Origin of the sequence: Aliiglaciecola lipolytica, assembly GCF_018860635.1 — a bacterium.
Lineage (GTDB): Bacteria > Pseudomonadota > Gammaproteobacteria > Enterobacterales > Alteromonadaceae > Aliiglaciecola > Aliiglaciecola lipolytica_A.
Window position 1 is genome coordinate 53,056 of the sequence record NZ_JAHKPT010000032.1, and the last position, 16,091, is coordinate 69,146.

The 16,091-nt window shown below is 41.6% G+C and carries 10 protein-coding genes; 3 read left to right on the forward strand and 7 right to left on the reverse strand.

Annotation, left to right across the window (positions count from 1 at the left end):
* Positions 1 to 76: 76 nt before the first annotated feature.
* The 5 genes from ahcY to KO530_RS17300 form a co-directional block, all read right to left on the reverse strand.
* Positions 77 to 1,468 carry an adenosylhomocysteinase gene (ahcY, locus tag KO530_RS17280; RefSeq protein ID WP_216049707.1) on the reverse strand — a complete coding sequence of 464 codons (1,392 nt, stop codon included), beginning with the start codon at positions 1,466 to 1,468 and terminating at the stop codon, positions 77 to 79.
* Between the two features lie 169 nt (positions 1,469 to 1,637).
* Positions 1,638 to 2,597 carry a cobalamin biosynthesis protein CobD/CbiB gene (locus tag KO530_RS17285; protein WP_216049708.1) on the reverse strand — a complete coding sequence of 320 codons (960 nt, stop codon included), beginning with the start codon at positions 2,595 to 2,597 and terminating at the stop codon, positions 1,638 to 1,640.
* A 6-nt stretch (positions 2,598 to 2,603) separates the two neighbouring features.
* The gene (locus tag KO530_RS17290) at positions 2,604 to 3,311 is read right to left on the reverse strand and encodes a 5'-methylthioadenosine/adenosylhomocysteine nucleosidase (RefSeq protein WP_216049709.1); all 708 of its coding nucleotides are present in this window, start codon (positions 3,309 to 3,311) and stop codon (positions 2,604 to 2,606) included.
* A 171-nt stretch (positions 3,312 to 3,482) separates the two neighbouring features.
* Entirely contained in the window at positions 3,483 to 4,076 is a 594-nt protein-coding gene (locus tag KO530_RS17295; protein ID WP_216049710.1) for a DUF2726 domain-containing protein, read from the reverse strand.
* A 186-nt stretch (positions 4,077 to 4,262) separates the two neighbouring features.
* Positions 4,263 to 4,649 (reverse strand): hypothetical protein, encoded by a 387-nt coding sequence (locus tag KO530_RS17300; protein ID WP_216049711.1) that lies wholly within the window; start codon positions 4,647 to 4,649, stop codon positions 4,263 to 4,265.
* Between the two features lie 106 nt (positions 4,650 to 4,755).
* On the opposite strand from KO530_RS17300, the gene KO530_RS17305 reads away from it, so the two are divergent.
* From KO530_RS17305 to KO530_RS17315, 3 genes are all read left to right on the forward strand, one after another.
* Complete coding sequence (locus KO530_RS17305; RefSeq protein ID WP_216049712.1) at positions 4,756 to 5,292, forward strand: DUF2937 family protein; 537 nt, start codon at positions 4,756 to 4,758, stop codon at positions 5,290 to 5,292.
* 47 nt (positions 5,293 to 5,339) lie between these two features.
* Positions 5,340 to 5,975, forward strand: a complete 636-nt coding sequence (locus KO530_RS17310) for a DsbA family oxidoreductase (protein ID WP_216049746.1) — start codon at positions 5,340 to 5,342, stop codon at positions 5,973 to 5,975.
* 136 nt (positions 5,976 to 6,111) lie between these two features.
* A complete protein-coding gene (locus KO530_RS17315; RefSeq protein WP_216049713.1) occupies positions 6,112 to 9,753 on the forward strand; it encodes an FG-GAP repeat domain-containing protein in 3,642 nt (1,213 codons plus the stop codon).
* A 79-nt stretch (positions 9,754 to 9,832) separates the two neighbouring features.
* On the opposite strand, the gene KO530_RS17320 is transcribed toward KO530_RS17315, so the two are convergent.
* Positions 9,833 to 11,248, reverse strand: coding sequence for an FAD-dependent oxidoreductase (locus KO530_RS17320; RefSeq protein ID WP_216049714.1), 1,416 nt, complete (start codon positions 11,246 to 11,248; stop codon positions 9,833 to 9,835).
* 15 nt (positions 11,249 to 11,263) lie between these two features.
* Complete coding sequence (gltB, locus tag KO530_RS17325; RefSeq protein WP_216049715.1) at positions 11,264 to 15,730, reverse strand: glutamate synthase large subunit; 4,467 nt, start codon at positions 15,728 to 15,730, stop codon at positions 11,264 to 11,266.
* Between the last annotated feature and the right edge of the window lie 361 nt (positions 15,731 to 16,091).

Here is a 16,091-nt window from a genome sequence, read left to right on the forward strand (position 1 = left end):
AATAACCGACCATTATTTGGTGTCGCAAATGACAGTCAGTTATCTAGGAACCGATAAAAATCGTATTTAATAAGGTTTAATAGCGATAGGCATCGGTTTTGAAAGGACCATGCAGAGGTACATTGATATAATCTGCTTGTTGCCGGGTTAATTTGGTGATCACGCCACCGAAACCTTCCACCATATAACGAGCAACTTCTTCATCAAGATGTTTTGGCAGCACTTCTACTCGCAGCAATTCGGCCTTTTTCACATCATCAAGATTGGCATAACCTTGCTCAAACAACAGGATTTGGGCTAAAACTTGGTTCGCAAAAGAGCCGTCCATAATACGTGAGGGATGCCCAGTCGCATTACCTAAATTGACTAATCTGCCTTCGGATAGTAATAACAAATGATCTTGTTCATCATCACTTCTAAAGACTTTATGAACCTGAGGTTTAATTTCGTCCCAGCGCCAATTTTTACGCATAAAAGCGGTATCGATTTCATTGTCAAAATGACCAATATTACATACCACAGCGCCGGATTTTAAAGATTTAAGAATATTTGAATCACATACGTTGACGTTGCCAGTGGTAGTTACCACTAAATCTATATTACTCAATAAGGCTGTGTTGATGTCTTCGATCTTGCCACTATTATTGCCATCAATATAGGGTGAGACTAACTCAAAACCGTCCATGCAGGCTTGCATTGCACAAATCGGGTCAATTTCCGCAACGCGCACTATCATACCCTCTTGACGGAGTGACTGGGCAGAGCCTTTTCCAACGTCACCATAGCCGATTACCAGTGCTTTTTTACCGGCCATCAAATGGTCGATTGCACGTTTTATGGCATCATTGAGACTATGACGACAGCCGTATTTATTATCATTTTTGGATTTGGTTACTGAATCATTTACGTTTATAGCAGGCACTTTGAGCGTGCCAGCTTCTAACATTTCTAATAGACGGTGCACACCTGTAGTGGTTTCTTCAGTGATGCCGTGCACATTGTTTAGCACCTGAGGGTATTTGTCATGCAGCATTTGTGTGAGATCGCCGCCGTCATCTAGAACCATATTAGCATCCCATGGCTGACCATCTTTTAATATGGTTTGCTCAAGACACCATTCGTATTCTTCTTCGGTTTCACCTTTCCAAGCATAAACTGGCACTCCAGCAGCTACAATTGCTGCGGCAGCTTGATCTTGAGTAGAAAATATATTGCATGAAGACCAACGGACATTCGCGCCTAAATCTACTAAGGTTTCGATTAATACACCGGTTTGAATCGTCATGTGAATACAACCTAGAATATTGGCTCCTTTCAACGGTTGTGAAGCACGATACTTTTCACGAATCTTCATCAGTGCAGGCATTTCACTTTCTGCAATAGTGAGTTCTTTACGTCCCCAATCAGCTAGATTGATGTCGGCGACTTTATAATCGCCGGTGACCATGACATGATTTTCTTGATTCATATAAACTTCCGATTTTACAAAGGTGAAAGATATATCGTTTCTAGAATACGATAACTACAGTGTATGCTTTAACTACAGTGTATGCTTTTTTGTTAACTGTTCAATTAAACTACAACTTATTAATTTGTGCTAGTTAACATTATAGAAAAGGAAGTATAGAAAAGATCACTTAAAATAATTTATAAGTGACTGCCAAGACTAACGCTATTAATGTTAAAAATATAAATAACGTCTGATACATGGATTGCCAACTTCGTTGCAAATCGGCATAGCGAACTTCTCGGCTGGCGCCTACGCGTTGTGAACGCATTTTGATATTTTGATAAATTGCAGGGCCCCCTAGTTGAACCCCCAAACCACCACCAATGATGGCTTTAATATAACTATTAAAAAATTGTTTTTGCGACACCCCCTTAAACCCTTTGTAAGCGCCTACAAAGCCAGTGCCAATCGAAAAAATCAAAGCAAAAATAACTTGTGGTACAAACAACAATAATTGGGTTAGCAAAGCGATGGGCAAACCAAACTGGCGGTTTTTAACAAGTTTCATGTTCCAAATTTGGTTTAACTCATACAACATGCGAATGACCAACGCTGCTAATCCTCCTGCCAATAAATACCAAAAGATAATAGCGAATTGTTGGTAGATGAATCGTTGATTTAGGGATTCAATTGCCGCTTTAGCAATACCCATTGGTGTTAGTGTGTTGGTTTCTCGAAGCACAAGCCCATTTAAATGGTGCCTTGCGAGATTTTTCTTTTCCGATTTCAACGCTTTTTGCACGCCTTTAAAATGGCGTCGTACAGGTTGAAATTGAATCGCCACAATTAACATTAGGGTATCGAAAAATAATGGGTATTCGGCAAGAAATAACGGGATAGAAATGATCACTAATATCGGAGCTAACAGCACTATGATCGCCAGACTCCCAGAAATACGTTGCTGGGCAGCACTTCTTGGGGCATTGGGGTTCACTCTTGCGGCCAGGTTTAGTGCCATTAGCCGCAATAGTGTCAAAGGATGAGCTTTTTCGGGCCAGGGTATGAGCCACTCCAGTATCAATGCGGTTATTATTACCAATAAAGGTAAAAAACCGGATTGCTGTAGGGCTTCATAAATAGCCATCATAATGGGTTATATCTGCTGTTGAGCCATTTCTGCAATCATACTCATTACCAGTTCTGCAGAATTCTTAGCGGCTTGGTCAATATATGATTTAAACGAAACGGAGGACGTCTGTCCTGCGATGTCTGATAGCGATCGTATCACTACAAAAGGCGTATCTAGCATATAGCACGTCTGGCCTATCGCAGCTCCTTCCATTTCAACTGCACGCATGTCAGGAAATAAACCTCGAAGTCGCGTCGCTGCGTCATCACAACCAATGAAGGAGTCACCGGTACAAATTAACCCGCGCTTACTTTTAACATGCACCACGTCTTTAGCCGCATGTTCTGCTGCTTCGATTAAACGTTGGTCACAGGGGAAGATGGCTGGCATACCGTATACTTGCCCACGTTCATAACCAAAGTGAGTGAGATCTACATCGTGATGCTGAACACTAGTACCTATTACCAGATCACCAATACTAAGATCTGTGTCAAAACCGCCTGCAGAACCGGTATTTACCACAAAATCAGGAGCGAACCTATCAATTAATATTGTCGTGGCTACGGATGCAGCGACTTTACCAATTCCGCATTTTACGACTACTACATCGACGCCGTGTAACTTACCTGCATAAAAATTAAGGTGAGCGTATTCAGATACTTCTACGTTTTCAAGCGTCTCTTTTAGTAACGCTACTTCTTGATCCATAGCGCCTAAGATTGCTATTTTCATGATATTTTTAGTTGGATGAATTTGCGCGGATTTTAATATTTACGGGCTCAAATTGCGAGGTTTGCGGCAACATTATGTGAAAAGATGATGATTTTTTGCTTAGAAAAAAGCCCTTTGTCGATTTTTCAAACAAAGGGCGTTTAAATTAACTGTTCAGCGCGTTGATATTCACTAGGCCGCCACTGGACGAGTGGAACGCATTGGTCTTTTCGGTTTATCTGCACGGGGATTATCTGGATTGTTAGTTCCAGGCATTACAGGCTTTGGTGTTTTGCGTTGCAGTGGGGCAAGTTTTGCATCGATACATTCTTTTATTTCTGCCTTGCTGTAACCTGCTTTTACTTTAATGCGTAAGTGAGGAATTCGGGCGGCATCCAAAGCACTAGTGACATACCAATCACGCTGGGTTTTGTAGCCATCTTTGCCACCGTCACGCACTAAGTCAATTGCCATGACGGGACTCATGTCGGATTTGTTACAAAGTACAAAATCTAATTGACGACTGGATGCTTTGAGCAGTGCGTTTTTGGCTGCTCGTTTGTCAGTATTTTGACGCAACGAAACAATTTCAGACAACCTTGTTCTACACAGCACCCGATATCGCTGACCCATGGCACTTTCAATTAAATCTAAAAAACTGAGTTCAGTTTGCGTGAGTAAAGATGTTTTTCGTTTAAACGGAAATGATAAACCACCGTCACTCAATTTAAGCGCAGCTATTGCTACAATGATCAACATCATCATTAAAATAATGGCTAGTTCCATAAGACCTTTCCTCAAAAAAGAGACAAAAATTTGACGCTTTCGTCGAATAATCATCAAACCTGTAGATTTCAATTGGAAATAGCAAAGACAGTGCCATAAGGTAGCGTGCGGGTGTATAAATTATCTAGAAAACCAATATGTTGACGTTCAAGTGGACGAATTGTGGTTGTGGACAAGTGCTGGGTACTAGGATTTCACTAGCACATCGACTTGTGTTCCGGCTCCATCTTTGGAAAGGATTATGATTTTTTTGGCGCTATCATACTGCATTAGAATGCGGCCTTTGAGTGTTTTAACTTGTTCAGCTTTTCCCAATTTTTGAATATAAAAGTTTTGTGCACTTTGTTGATCCGTTGCGGCATGATAGGTCAGACTAGCGGGGAGTTCAGGTGCGAACACTTGACACATTTTTGGGTTTGGAAATAAGGGCAATGAGTAAAATTCTTGCGGACAAGATTGTGATGTCATTTCTGCCGTTGCATTGTCCTGAGCTTGACTCTCTATTGAGAATAACGCCAGAGCAGAGAAAACTGCAACCATTGGGAGCCTTTTTAAGGTTAAACTAAACTTCACTGCTTTTTACCTGTCATATATAAACATCTTGTCACACTATAGAAGTTGGCGGGGATGGGAGCAAGACGATTGACTTTTTTTAACGTATACAATTGAGTAAGTCAGTATGATCAGATGGTTAGTACGACAATTTGCAGATTACCTACGGCTCTTTCTGTTCGCTAGTGGTGTGCTGCTCGGTGTTCAAACTCCCGGTTTTATGCAGCAATATCAACAGCGCGTTGAAGCCCATTTACTCGAAGCTAAACATAACCTTGCGGGCTTTCAATTCACTGCTGATAGGTATTTTAGTGGCAATATAAAAAAACTCATCGCCTATTATAATGAAAGTAACGATCCTGTATTTAAGCAGGATGCTATTAGTATCAGCTCTATTTACCAGCGCGTTGAACTATTAGAGGCCGAGTATACCGCAATGTCTCAACATCCCCTTAAACAGGCATGGCATCTAGTGCAAGATGCAGACGAACAACTCAGGCTAGAAGCTTTCCAAAGCTTTAATTTTACAGTACCGCTAAGCCCATTAGCGATTATTTGGGGATTAGGCTTTGCGGTGATTTTGTTGTTAAGCATTGACACGACGGCCTTCACCTGCCGCAAATGTGCAGCCAAACTTCGTGGTCACCATCATAGTCATTCCTAAATCTCACCCAGCAATTTATTTTATTAAGGATCAAAAATTTGAAAAATATGCAGATAGACATAGTCTCAGACGTATCATGCCCTTGGTGCATTATAGGTTATAAAGCACTTTCCCAAGCGATTGAAAATCTAGCAACAGAGATAACCGTTAATATTGATTGGCAGCCATTTGAACTTAATCCGCAAATGCCGCCAGAAGGTCAGGAAATTGGTGAGCATATCACCCAAAAATATGGCATCAGTATGGAGCAGGCAGAGCAAAATCGAGAAGCCATTAAACAACGAGGTCTCGATGTGGGTTATGAGTTCGGCAATCGGGGAGGGGGACGTATCTTCAATACCTTTGACGCTCATCGTTTACTCCATTGGGCGCAAGAGTACGGAAAACAAACAGAATTAAAACTAGCGCTGTTCGATCTATACTTCAAACAATCAGGTAATCCAAGTGACCATCAACAATTGTTAGAGGTGGCTGAACAAGTTGGTTTAGATCGTGAAAAAGCATCGGCAATTTTAAATAGCGATAAGTTCGAACAAGATGTTAGAACGGCTCAAGCCCACTACCAGCAAGCCGGTATACATTCGGTGCCCGCCGTCATCGTTAATAATAAACACCTTATTAGTGGCGGCCAACCAGTGGATGTGTTTGAACAAGCACTGAGACAAATTGCTAAGGAAGAATAGGCTTAACTAATAATCACTAGTGTTAATATTATTATTGATTTACTATTTTGATGGATTTTAATCAGCGTAAATGTAAGGGAATGCGTGCTGCATCTTCACCGTTTAATGCTGTGTGAAGTGTTTTTAAGGAAAAATTATGCTGCTATCGTGTCGCTCGTCTTTTTTGTTGATTAGCTTTTTAGCTCTGTCCGCCTGTGGTGGTGGCGGAGGTGGAGATGGGGGCAATTCTTCCAACTCTGGAGGAGGAGGTGGACCCACTAATAATACGCCCACACCTACCCAAGTTATTGCTAATGCGACAGATTATTCAGCAACTGAATTAAAAAGTGCTGCTACCGAGTTAATGGGCTCTCGATATACCGGCCAAAAAAACGTTGCAAGTATCAACCTTGACGTTGCCCAACGGGCTTTTAAGTACTTATTTGATGATGATGCCACTGAAACTCCGTTCATTGCTGATGATAATTTCACGGATCAAATGGATGGCAACGGCAATATTGATATTACATTTGCCTGTGATTACCAAGGTACAGCTAAGTATAAAGGAAAATTGAATAGTGCTTATCAAGGGAACTTGGCCATTACCTATACTAATTGTAATGACGTTGATAATGGTTTTCCAATTACCGGTAGTATTGCTTTAAGTATTCAAACATTGACCGAAACAGAGGTCGATATAACCTATTACTTCGATAATTTAGGTTGGACTTTTGATGAGCAATCTATCAAGTTAACCGGGTATTCAGATTTTTACTCTTCGCAATATGATAATGACCAAAATTACAGCCTAGAAAATCATCAACATGTCCTGTTTATTATCGATGACCAGCAATTATTAATGGATGCTCAATTAGAAGTTGTCACTGTCGACTACCAAGATTCATTTGATTTAACCGGGGAGTTATTCATAGGTGAAGAAGGTAAAATAGCATTTAGTTTGGAAGACGCTGTCGGCACCCCACCTTTTCTTAGTTCTGGTAGCGTATTGCTAGAAGCCGACAAGTTGGTTGCCTTCGACTTTGGTTCAGACCTGAGCAGCAATTTTATTCGTTATTTGGAAGATACTGATTCTGACGGTACTTACGATATTGGTACTTATTTTAGTAATGTCAGCGAATTGTTGTACGGGTCAGTCACTGCTAAAACATTAGTCTCAGTGGAGATGATGTCAATTCCTCCCACTGTAGATAGACCTTATCTGAATAATTACGACGAAATAACCACAACTACTGCAATTAACCTTTCTCCGGGATTTTACAATGATCCAGACAATAGCAGCGAGGATTTAACGCTTAGTTACCGTTGGTACATCAATAACATTCTCGTCAGTGAGCAAACCGCTGACACCTTCCCTCCATATCTAGCTGTTTATGGTGATATCGTTAAAGCTGCGATGGTTGTCTCGGACGGAGTCAATAGCATCGAAGGCGTGGGAATAGAAATTTACATTCAAGATGCTCCAGCTGAATTGCGCGTAAGTGACGTGCCGGAAAATATTCGAGCAGGTGATGTGGTGAAATTTAACGTTACCGCATATGACCCTGATCTAGGTGTTGATGAAGCTGCGGCTAACCTACTTGTTGGTCCTGAAGGTGCGGTTATTGATACCGCTGGACAGGTCACTTGGCATGTCCCTAGCGATTTCTCATTCTCACAACAATTTTATGATTTTACTTTCTCACTGCCGAATGATGACGAGACAACGCCCGAAAGGATAGTTGTGCCAATTGAAGTGTCGGCCGAGGAAGATATGCCGTTAGCTCGTTCAGGCATAACCGTCCCCACTAATAGTAAATCCATACAAATAGCCGACTTTGATGGCGACACCAAAAATGAAATTCTATCAACTGATAATCTTTATAGCCTTTTCTTGCTTGAATTTAATGAACAAAAATATCAACAAAAATGGGTATACCCCTATAAGTTGCCTACTGATGGACGAATTGTCCAGGTGCTTAAAGCAAATTTGGATGATGATGCCCAACAAGAAATTGTTGTTATTACTGAACGAGGGGTGAGTGTCATTAACGAGCTCGATCAGCAGGCTAGCATTTTGTTTGAAACAACTGACTACCTGCATTTTGCCTCGGTAATTGATATCGATGGTGACGGAACGCTAGAAATCGCATTTCTTAGTGCACAAAGTACTTATTCAGATACAGTTCAATTGCATGTGGTGTCGTTAAATAATCCTGATGTCACACTTTTCACTACTAATTTGGACTCTGCAAAACAAATTGAATTTGCCAACGTCGACGCTGACAGTAACTTGGAGTTAGTGACAAATAACGGCCGTGTTTATGATGCAATTACTTGGCAAAATCAGTGGCTAAACGGCACTGAATTCGGAGATAGTCATCTTACCACCGGTGATTTTGACGGCGATGGTATTGCTGAAATTGCTGGCGCGGATAACTGGGGGAATATAAGTCTGTATTCGGCGGTAGATAAATCTCAGTTGTATAGCTTTGACAACTTTAATACCTGCACTTTATTAAGTGAAGATTTAAACAATGATGGGATAGATGAGCTTGTTGTTGGTGATTGCCAATGGGGCAATATTACGGTTTACAATTTGATCGATAATGACCTCTCTAAATTGTGGGAAGTTGATTCCCAAGATCATGGCTCTAGCTCTCTTGTCAGTGGTGATTCTGACAACGATGGACAGCTAGAACTGCACTGGGGAACAGGTATTACCCACTCAGGACAGAACATCTTTGTAGTAGCGGATATTGATGGAGACAGCCTTACCGTTAAAGACACTTCCGGTGCAGTGCAGTTGGATTACTTTAGCAGTGCTGGCTGGTCGAAGATTGAAGATAATGATGAAAAAGCGGTGTTTTTCGTACCATCAACGTTGAATGGTTATGGTGGAGGACGTGTTTTGTCTTTGCATGAAAGCGGCGAGTTTTTGTTGAGTGACGAGATTTCTTCCAATTGGAGTAATAATCGTTATGCGGTTACTACTGACTTTAATAACGATGGTTTTGGTGATATATTTTTACCAAGCACCGAGTTATACGATGGCGCACTCTCTGTTATTCAACTTTCTGATTACAGCACTATCTGGCAGATAGCCGGTGATTACAATTCTGATATTGGTATCATTCGCGCTAAAGATCTAAATGACGATGGGTTTGACGATGCTGTGTATGTCGATGGGCAAGCTTTGAAAGCGGTAGATGTGCAAAATCAATCGATAATAGCGAATTATACATTTGATCATTCTATTCGGGACTTCGTTGCTACTAGCATTAATGATACAGGGGTAGTCCTAGTTTCATTTGGTGACAAGATGTCGTTTCTAACAACCAATGGTAGCTTCTTTTCAGAGCAGTCTTTCATTGACGAATCTTGTATGAGAATAGAATTGTTCAATTTTGATAGTGATGCAGAATTGGAACTGGCATGTTTGCAAGCAGAACAATATTCATCCTATTCTCAAACTTTAGTGGTGTATGAGTTAAACGATAATAGGTTTACAGAAGTTGCCCGTAATAAAGTCGATAGTGAAGTTTATGATCTTGCGATAGACCCAACCTCAGAGACAAACCAGGATATATTTGTCACAACATCTAAACGAATAAATAATAATATTTTTCCGGAGGAATATCTGTATCAGATTAAAAAGCTATCGTCACAAGGAAAAATTCGGTGGAGTAGTCCTGGGTTAATCGGACAACCTAGTTCACATGGTTTAAAGGTGCGCTTAGGCACAGATCAGAAACTAGAGTTTATGCTGTCCACTTCGCAAATGATGTATTGGATAAAATAAACGCTATTTCTAAAATCAATAAAAAAGGGCCTTTTGGCCCTTTTTTGTTTTGCTTCATTTAGATGTTAATTAAAACAAATTACACACCTAGATAATCCATGATGCCATCGGCTGCTTTACGGCCTTCATCAATGGCGGTAACCACCAAATCAGAACCACGTACCATATCACCACCAGAGAATATCTTTGGATTTGATGTTTGGAACGGGTAGCGACCTTTAGCGGGCGCACGAACACGGCCTTTTTCATCCAATATTATGCCGTAATCGGCAAACCAATTGGCAGGACTAGGTTGGAAACCAAAGGCAATAATAACCGCATCGGCTTCTAATACGTGTTCAGAACCTTCAACTACAACAGGACGTCTACGCCCTTGTGCGTCGGGTTCACCCATTTCTGTTTTCACCAGCTTCACACCACAGGCTTTGCCTGATTCGTCTACTGCGATATCCAAAGGTTGTAGATTGAACTGGAACTGCACGCCTTCTTCTTTGGCGTTAACCACTTCACGGCGAGAGCCTGGCATGCTTTCTTCATCACGGCGATATGCACAAGTAACAGAGCTAGCGCCTTGACGAATAGATGTGCGTACGCAGTCCATGGTGGTGTCTCCACCCCCTAACACTACAACCTTCTTACCTTTCATGTCGATGAAGTCTGATGCTTGTTTTTCAATCCCCATCACTCGATTAATATTGGCAATTAGGAACGGAAGAGCTTCGTACACACCCGCAACACCTTCGTTCTCAAATCCACCTTTCATGGAGTTATAAGTTCCCATTCCTAGGAATACCGCGTCGTAGTCGTCCATTAACTGTTGAAATTCAATATCTTTGCCAATTTCAGTGTTTAAAATGAATTCAACACCCATATTGGTAAATATTTCACGACGTAATTTAATCACGTCTTTTTCCAGCTTGAATGAAGGAATTCCGAAGGTTAATAGTCCACCGATTTCTTCATATTTGTCATAAACAACCGGTGTTACACCGTTACGAACAAGTACGTCTGCACAGGCAAGTCCGGCGGGGCCGGCACCGACTATGGCAACTTTTTTGTCAGTTTTAATCACACCTGACATATCTGGTCGCCAACCCATTTTAAACGCAGTGTCGGTGATATATTTTTCAATACTTCCGATAGTTACCGCGCCAAAATCGTCGTTTAACGTACATGCACCTTCACAAAGTCTGTCTTGTGGACAAACTCGACCACAGACTTCCGGTAAACTGTTAGTCTGATGAGAAAGCTCTGCTGCTTCTAAAATTTTTCCTTCGTTGGCTAGTTTTAGCCATTGAGGGATATAGTTATGAACTGGACATTTCCATTCACAATAAGGGTTACCGCAGTCCAAGCATCTATCTGCTTGTCCTTCAGTTTGAGATTGAGAAAGTGGTTGATAGATTTCACCGAAGTCCTCTTTGCGCATAATAATGGGCTTCTTCGGAGGATCAATTCTTTCTACATCTACAAATTGGTATACATTTTTAGCCATTTTTTAACCCTACCTCTACTGAGCCTGAATACGTAATTCTGCTGTTGACCGACTTATGTGGCCTAGCAGATTTTTCACGTCGCTAGTCTTAGGTTTTACTAATCTAAATTTCTGCAATTGCTCGGCAAAATTAGTTAATAACATAAGCGCATGCTCGCTACCCGTTTCTTCGTAGTGTTGGTTAATCAAACCACGTAAATGCTCAGATAATATGCCCTTTTCTTCAATTGACATTATATCTACAAGTTCACCATTAACGCGGTGTTCGATGTCGTTGAATTCATCGTATAAATACGCGAAACCACCGGTCATACCTGCGCCAAAGTTCACGCCTACACTTCCTAGAACCGCTACTATGCCGCCGGTCATATATTCACAACCGTTGTCACCCGCGCCTTCTATTACTGCAATGGCACCCGAATTACGCACACCAAAACGCTCACCGGCTTTACCTGCTGCAAACAACTTGCCGCCTGTAGCGCCGTATAGACAGGTGTTGCCCATGATAGTGCTGACATGAGGGTCAAAAGTAATGTTGCGAGGTGGGAAAATAACCAATTTACCACCCGTCATGCCTTTACCCACATAATCGTTAGCGTCACCGCAAAGAGTCATTTCTAAGCCGCCTGCGTTCCACACTCCGAAACTTTGGCCAGCGGTACCCGTGAGGTGCACTTTGATTGGGTCATCATGCATCCCTTGGTTTCCATGCTGTTTAGCAATCTCACCAGAGACAAGTGCGCCCACTGAACGATCTGTGTTGCGAATTGAAAACGACAAGTTCGCGCCAGACATCTTGCTAATCGCAGTTTGTGATGCGGCTAAAATTTGTTTGTTTAATAAACCTTCATCCAAGGGGGCATTAGCGTCCTCTGAACAAAACAGCTTAGTATGTGAGCCTTCTTTGGGCTTCACTAATAATGGACTCAAATCGAGTTTTCTTTGCCGTGCAGTAATACCATCAATCACTTTTAATAGCTCTGTGCGGCCAACTAAATCTTCGAACTTAGTCACTCCCATAGAGGCCATGATTTCACGTACTTCTTGCGCAATAAACTTGAAGTAGTTCATCACCATTTCAGGCAAACCAATAAAGTAGTTATCCCGCAGTTTTTCATCTTGAGTTGCAACACCTGTTGCACAATTATTCAGATGACAAATACGTAAATATTTACAGCCTAAAGCAACCATAGGACCCGTTCCGAAACCGAAACTTTCGGCACCTAAAATACCCGCTTTAACTACATCTAATCCGGTTTTAAGACCGCCATCAGTTTGCACTCGAACTTTATGACGCAAACCATTTTCTACTAATGCTTGCTGAGTTTCTGCAAGACCAAGTTCAAATGGGCTACCTGCATATTTTACTGAGGTTAACGGACTCGCACCTGTACCGCCGTCGTAACCTGATACTGTAATTAAATCGGCATAAGCTTTAGCAACACCCGTTGCAATAGTTCCAACCCCTGGCTCGGAAACCAATTTCACAGAGATAAGCGCTTTAGGATTAACTTGTTTTAAGTCAAATATAAGCTGCGCTAAATCTTCAATTGAATAGATATCGTGGTGCGGAGGTGGTGATATTAGTGTTACACCTGGTACTGAGAATCTCAGCTCTGCAATGTAATTATTTACTTTATCACCAGGAAGCTGACCACCTTCACCGGGCTTAGCACCTTGTGCAACTTTGATTTGGATAACATTAGCGTTGACCAAATAATGTGGTGTTACACCAAAGCGACCTGAAGCCACTTGTTTGATTTTCGAATTTTTCTCGGTGTTAAAACGTGCTGGATCTTCACCACCCTCACCAGAGTTGGACTGTCCGCCTAGACGGTTCATGGCGATAGCCAGTGCTTCATGTGCTTCAGGGCTAAGTGCACCAATCGACATCGCTGCCGTATCGAAACGCGGGAATAACTTATCCGCCGACTCCACTTCACTGATGTCAATAGGATCCGTATCTGGATTCAGTTCAAGTAAGTCACGAAAATGTGACGGTGAACGTCCATTTACTAACGCAGAATAAGCTTGGTAATCTTCATAACGGCCTGACTTAACCGCTACCTGCAAAGTGGTAACTACATCTGGGTTATAGGCATGGTATTCGCCACCGTGTACGTATTTTAATAGTCCACCGTGAGACATTGGCTTGCGCTTCAACCAAGCAATTCGATTCAAATTAATTTGATCTTGTTCAAAGTCTTCAAATCCAGTGCCCTGTATTCGGCTTGGGATTCCTTTGAAACATAGCTCAGTGACTTCTTTGTTAATACCGATAGCTTCAAATAATTTTGAGCTACGGTAACTAGCGATAGTACTGATACCCATTTTAGACATGATTTTATACAGACCTTTATTGATACCCTTACGGTAATTCAATGTGGCTTGCATTGCGGTCAGTTCAATTTCACCTTCTTCTACCATTTGTTCAATGGTTTCATAGGCTAAGAATGGGTAAACAGCCGTTGCGCCAAGACCAATCAACACTGCGAAGTGGTGAGGGTCACGAGCTGAAGCGGTTTCTACTATTATGTTGGCATCACAACGAAGTGATTTTTCAATCAAACGGCGCTGCACTGCTCCAACAGCCATAGCTGCAGGTATAGGCAATCTGTTTTGCTTAATATTACGGTCTGATAATATTACAAACGCAGCACGTTTCTGTTTAACTAGGTATTCGACTTCATTACAAATGCGCTCAATTGCCTTTTTGAGTCCTTCTTCAGGAAGGTAATTCAAATCGATAATCTCGGAATAATAATATTCAGAATCGTATTCGCGCAGCTGTTTCAGATCGGTATACATTAATACCGGTGAGTTAAATAATACTCGATTCGCATATCCCGATGTTTCACTAAAGACGTTCTGTTCACGACCGACACAGGTCGCCAACGACATTACGTGATTTTCCCGTAATGAATCAATTGGTGGATTAGTTACTTGAGCAAATTGCTGACGGAAGTAGTCATATACAGTGCGCTGTTTCGATGACATAACAGCCATAGGCGTATCGTCACCCATAGAGCCAACCGCTTCTTGTCCATCATTGGCAAGCACTTTAATGATTTGCTGATTTTCTTCGTAGCTGTAATTGAACAGCTTGTGATAGGTGCTCATCATGTCGTCATCAAAGGCACGTTTACCAATTTGGCTGGCGTCACACTCTTCAATCGGCTTGAGGTGTTTGATGTGTTGATCAATCCACTCTTTATAAGGATGGCGAGTTTTTAATTCTTCATCAATTTCGTTGGAGCGCCAAATCTTACCTGTGTATGTGTCAACAGCAAGCATTTCGCCCGGTCCAACACGACCTTTTTCAACCACATCTTCAGGCTTGTAATCCCAAATACCAATTTCTGAGGCAAGGGTAATAAAGCCGTCTTTGGTTAATACATAACGGGCAGGACGTAAACCATTTCTATCGAGGTTACAGGCCACATGGCGACCATTGGTCATAACGATACCAGCAGGGCCGTCCCAAGGTTCCATGTGCATTGAGTTAAACTCATAGAACGCACGAAGATCGTCGTCCATGGTGCTGTTATTTTGATATGCTGGTGGAACAAGCAAACGCATGGCTCTAAACAAATCCATACCACCGGCTAAAAACAATTCCAGCATATTGTCTAACGAAGATGAGTCTGACCCTTCAGTGTTTACAAAAGGAGCTGCATCTTGGAGATCAGGCAATAACGGTGTTACAAACTTTTTCGAACGGGCTTGTGCCCAGTCTCTATTACCACGAATGGTATTGATTTCACCGTTATGTGCTAAAAATCTGAAAGGTTGCGCTAACGGCCATTTAGGTAATGTATTCGTAGAAAAACGTTGATGGAATACACAAATGGCGGACTTTAAGCGTTCATCGGCAAGATCCAAATAAAAGTTTGGCAAATCTTTCGGCATTACCAAGCCTTTATATATAGTTACTAGTGCAGATAAACAGGCAATGTAAAAATCGCTGTCTTCGACTAATCTTTTTTCAACCCGTCTTCGAACCATGAATAAGCGGCGTTCTAAATCTCTTTTACGCCATCCTGGAGGAGCATTGACGAATACTTGCTCCATTTTTGGTACACCTTGGGCTGCAAGGTCACCTAAAACCGAATGGTCAACTGGCACTTCTCGCCAACCTACCACTGCTAAGGTTTCTTTGGACAATTCTTCTTCTATTGTTTGGCGAGCAATCTGTGCTTTTTCTGTATCTTGGTTTAGGAAGATCATTCCTACGCCATACTTTTTGCCTAATTTCCAACCATTTTCTGCTGCAATCAGATTGAAAAATTCATCTGGTTTTTGCAACAACAATCCACAACCATCTCCGGTTTTACCATCCGCAGCAATACCACCACGATGCTGCATGCGATCGAGGCCTTCAATTGCGGTAGTAACCAGTCTATGACTAGCTTCACCTTCAGTGTGGGCGATTAATCCAAAACCACAGTTGTCTTTTGAATCATTTGGGTTATACAAACTCATTAACGTAACTCCTTCAACCTTTGGCTGAGAAAGGTTGTACATGCCAACTAGAATGTTGGTATTTAGCTGCACTGAGCCTGACTTCTGTGGTCAGTTTTGCTCGTTGCTGGTTTATGTTGTTTTCTTGTCGTTTGTTTGAGGGTACCAGCCGGTTATCGAATTTTTATGAATTTTTAGCCAAGCGGTCTGACAAAATACCGACATTAAAGGGAGAAATCAATCCGCGCAACGAGCGAATCATTCAATTTTTCCATTGTTTAACAATTCATGATAATAAAATCAATATAAATCAAATACTTACAGAATTCATTTTGATCAAGTAAATCACTTCAAAAAGGCTGAAAATAGATGAACATTTGTT

What these genes read in the sequence shown, in the direction of transcription:
- KO530_RS17285 (WP_216049708.1), bottom strand. Translation starts at nt 2,597, where the DNA reads ATGATGGCTATTTATGAAGCCCTACAGCAATCCGGTTTTTTACCTTTA.
- KO530_RS17320 (WP_216049714.1), bottom strand. Translation starts at nt 11,248, where the DNA reads ATGGCTAAAAATGTATACCAATTTGTAGATGTAGAAAGAATTGATCCT.
- KO530_RS17290 (WP_216049709.1), bottom strand. Translation starts at nt 3,311, where the DNA reads ATGAAAATAGCAATCTTAGGCGCTATGGATCAAGAAGTAGCGTTACTA.
- gltB (WP_216049715.1), bottom strand. Translation starts at nt 15,730, where the DNA reads ATGAGTTTGTATAACCCAAATGATTCAAAAGACAACTGTGGTTTTGGA.
- KO530_RS17305 (WP_216049712.1), top strand. Translation starts at nt 4,756, where the DNA reads ATGATCAGATGGTTAGTACGACAATTTGCAGATTACCTACGGCTCTTT.
- KO530_RS17310 (WP_216049746.1), top strand. Translation starts at nt 5,340, where the DNA reads ATGCAGATAGACATAGTCTCAGACGTATCATGCCCTTGGTGCATTATA.
- KO530_RS17295 (WP_216049710.1), bottom strand. Translation starts at nt 4,076, where the DNA reads ATGGAACTAGCCATTATTTTAATGATGATGTTGATCATTGTAGCAATA.
- ahcY (WP_216049707.1), bottom strand. Translation starts at nt 1,468, where the DNA reads ATGAATCAAGAAAATCATGTCATGGTCACCGGCGATTATAAAGTCGCC.
- KO530_RS17315 (WP_216049713.1), top strand. Translation starts at nt 6,112, where the DNA reads ATGCTGCTATCGTGTCGCTCGTCTTTTTTGTTGATTAGCTTTTTAGCT.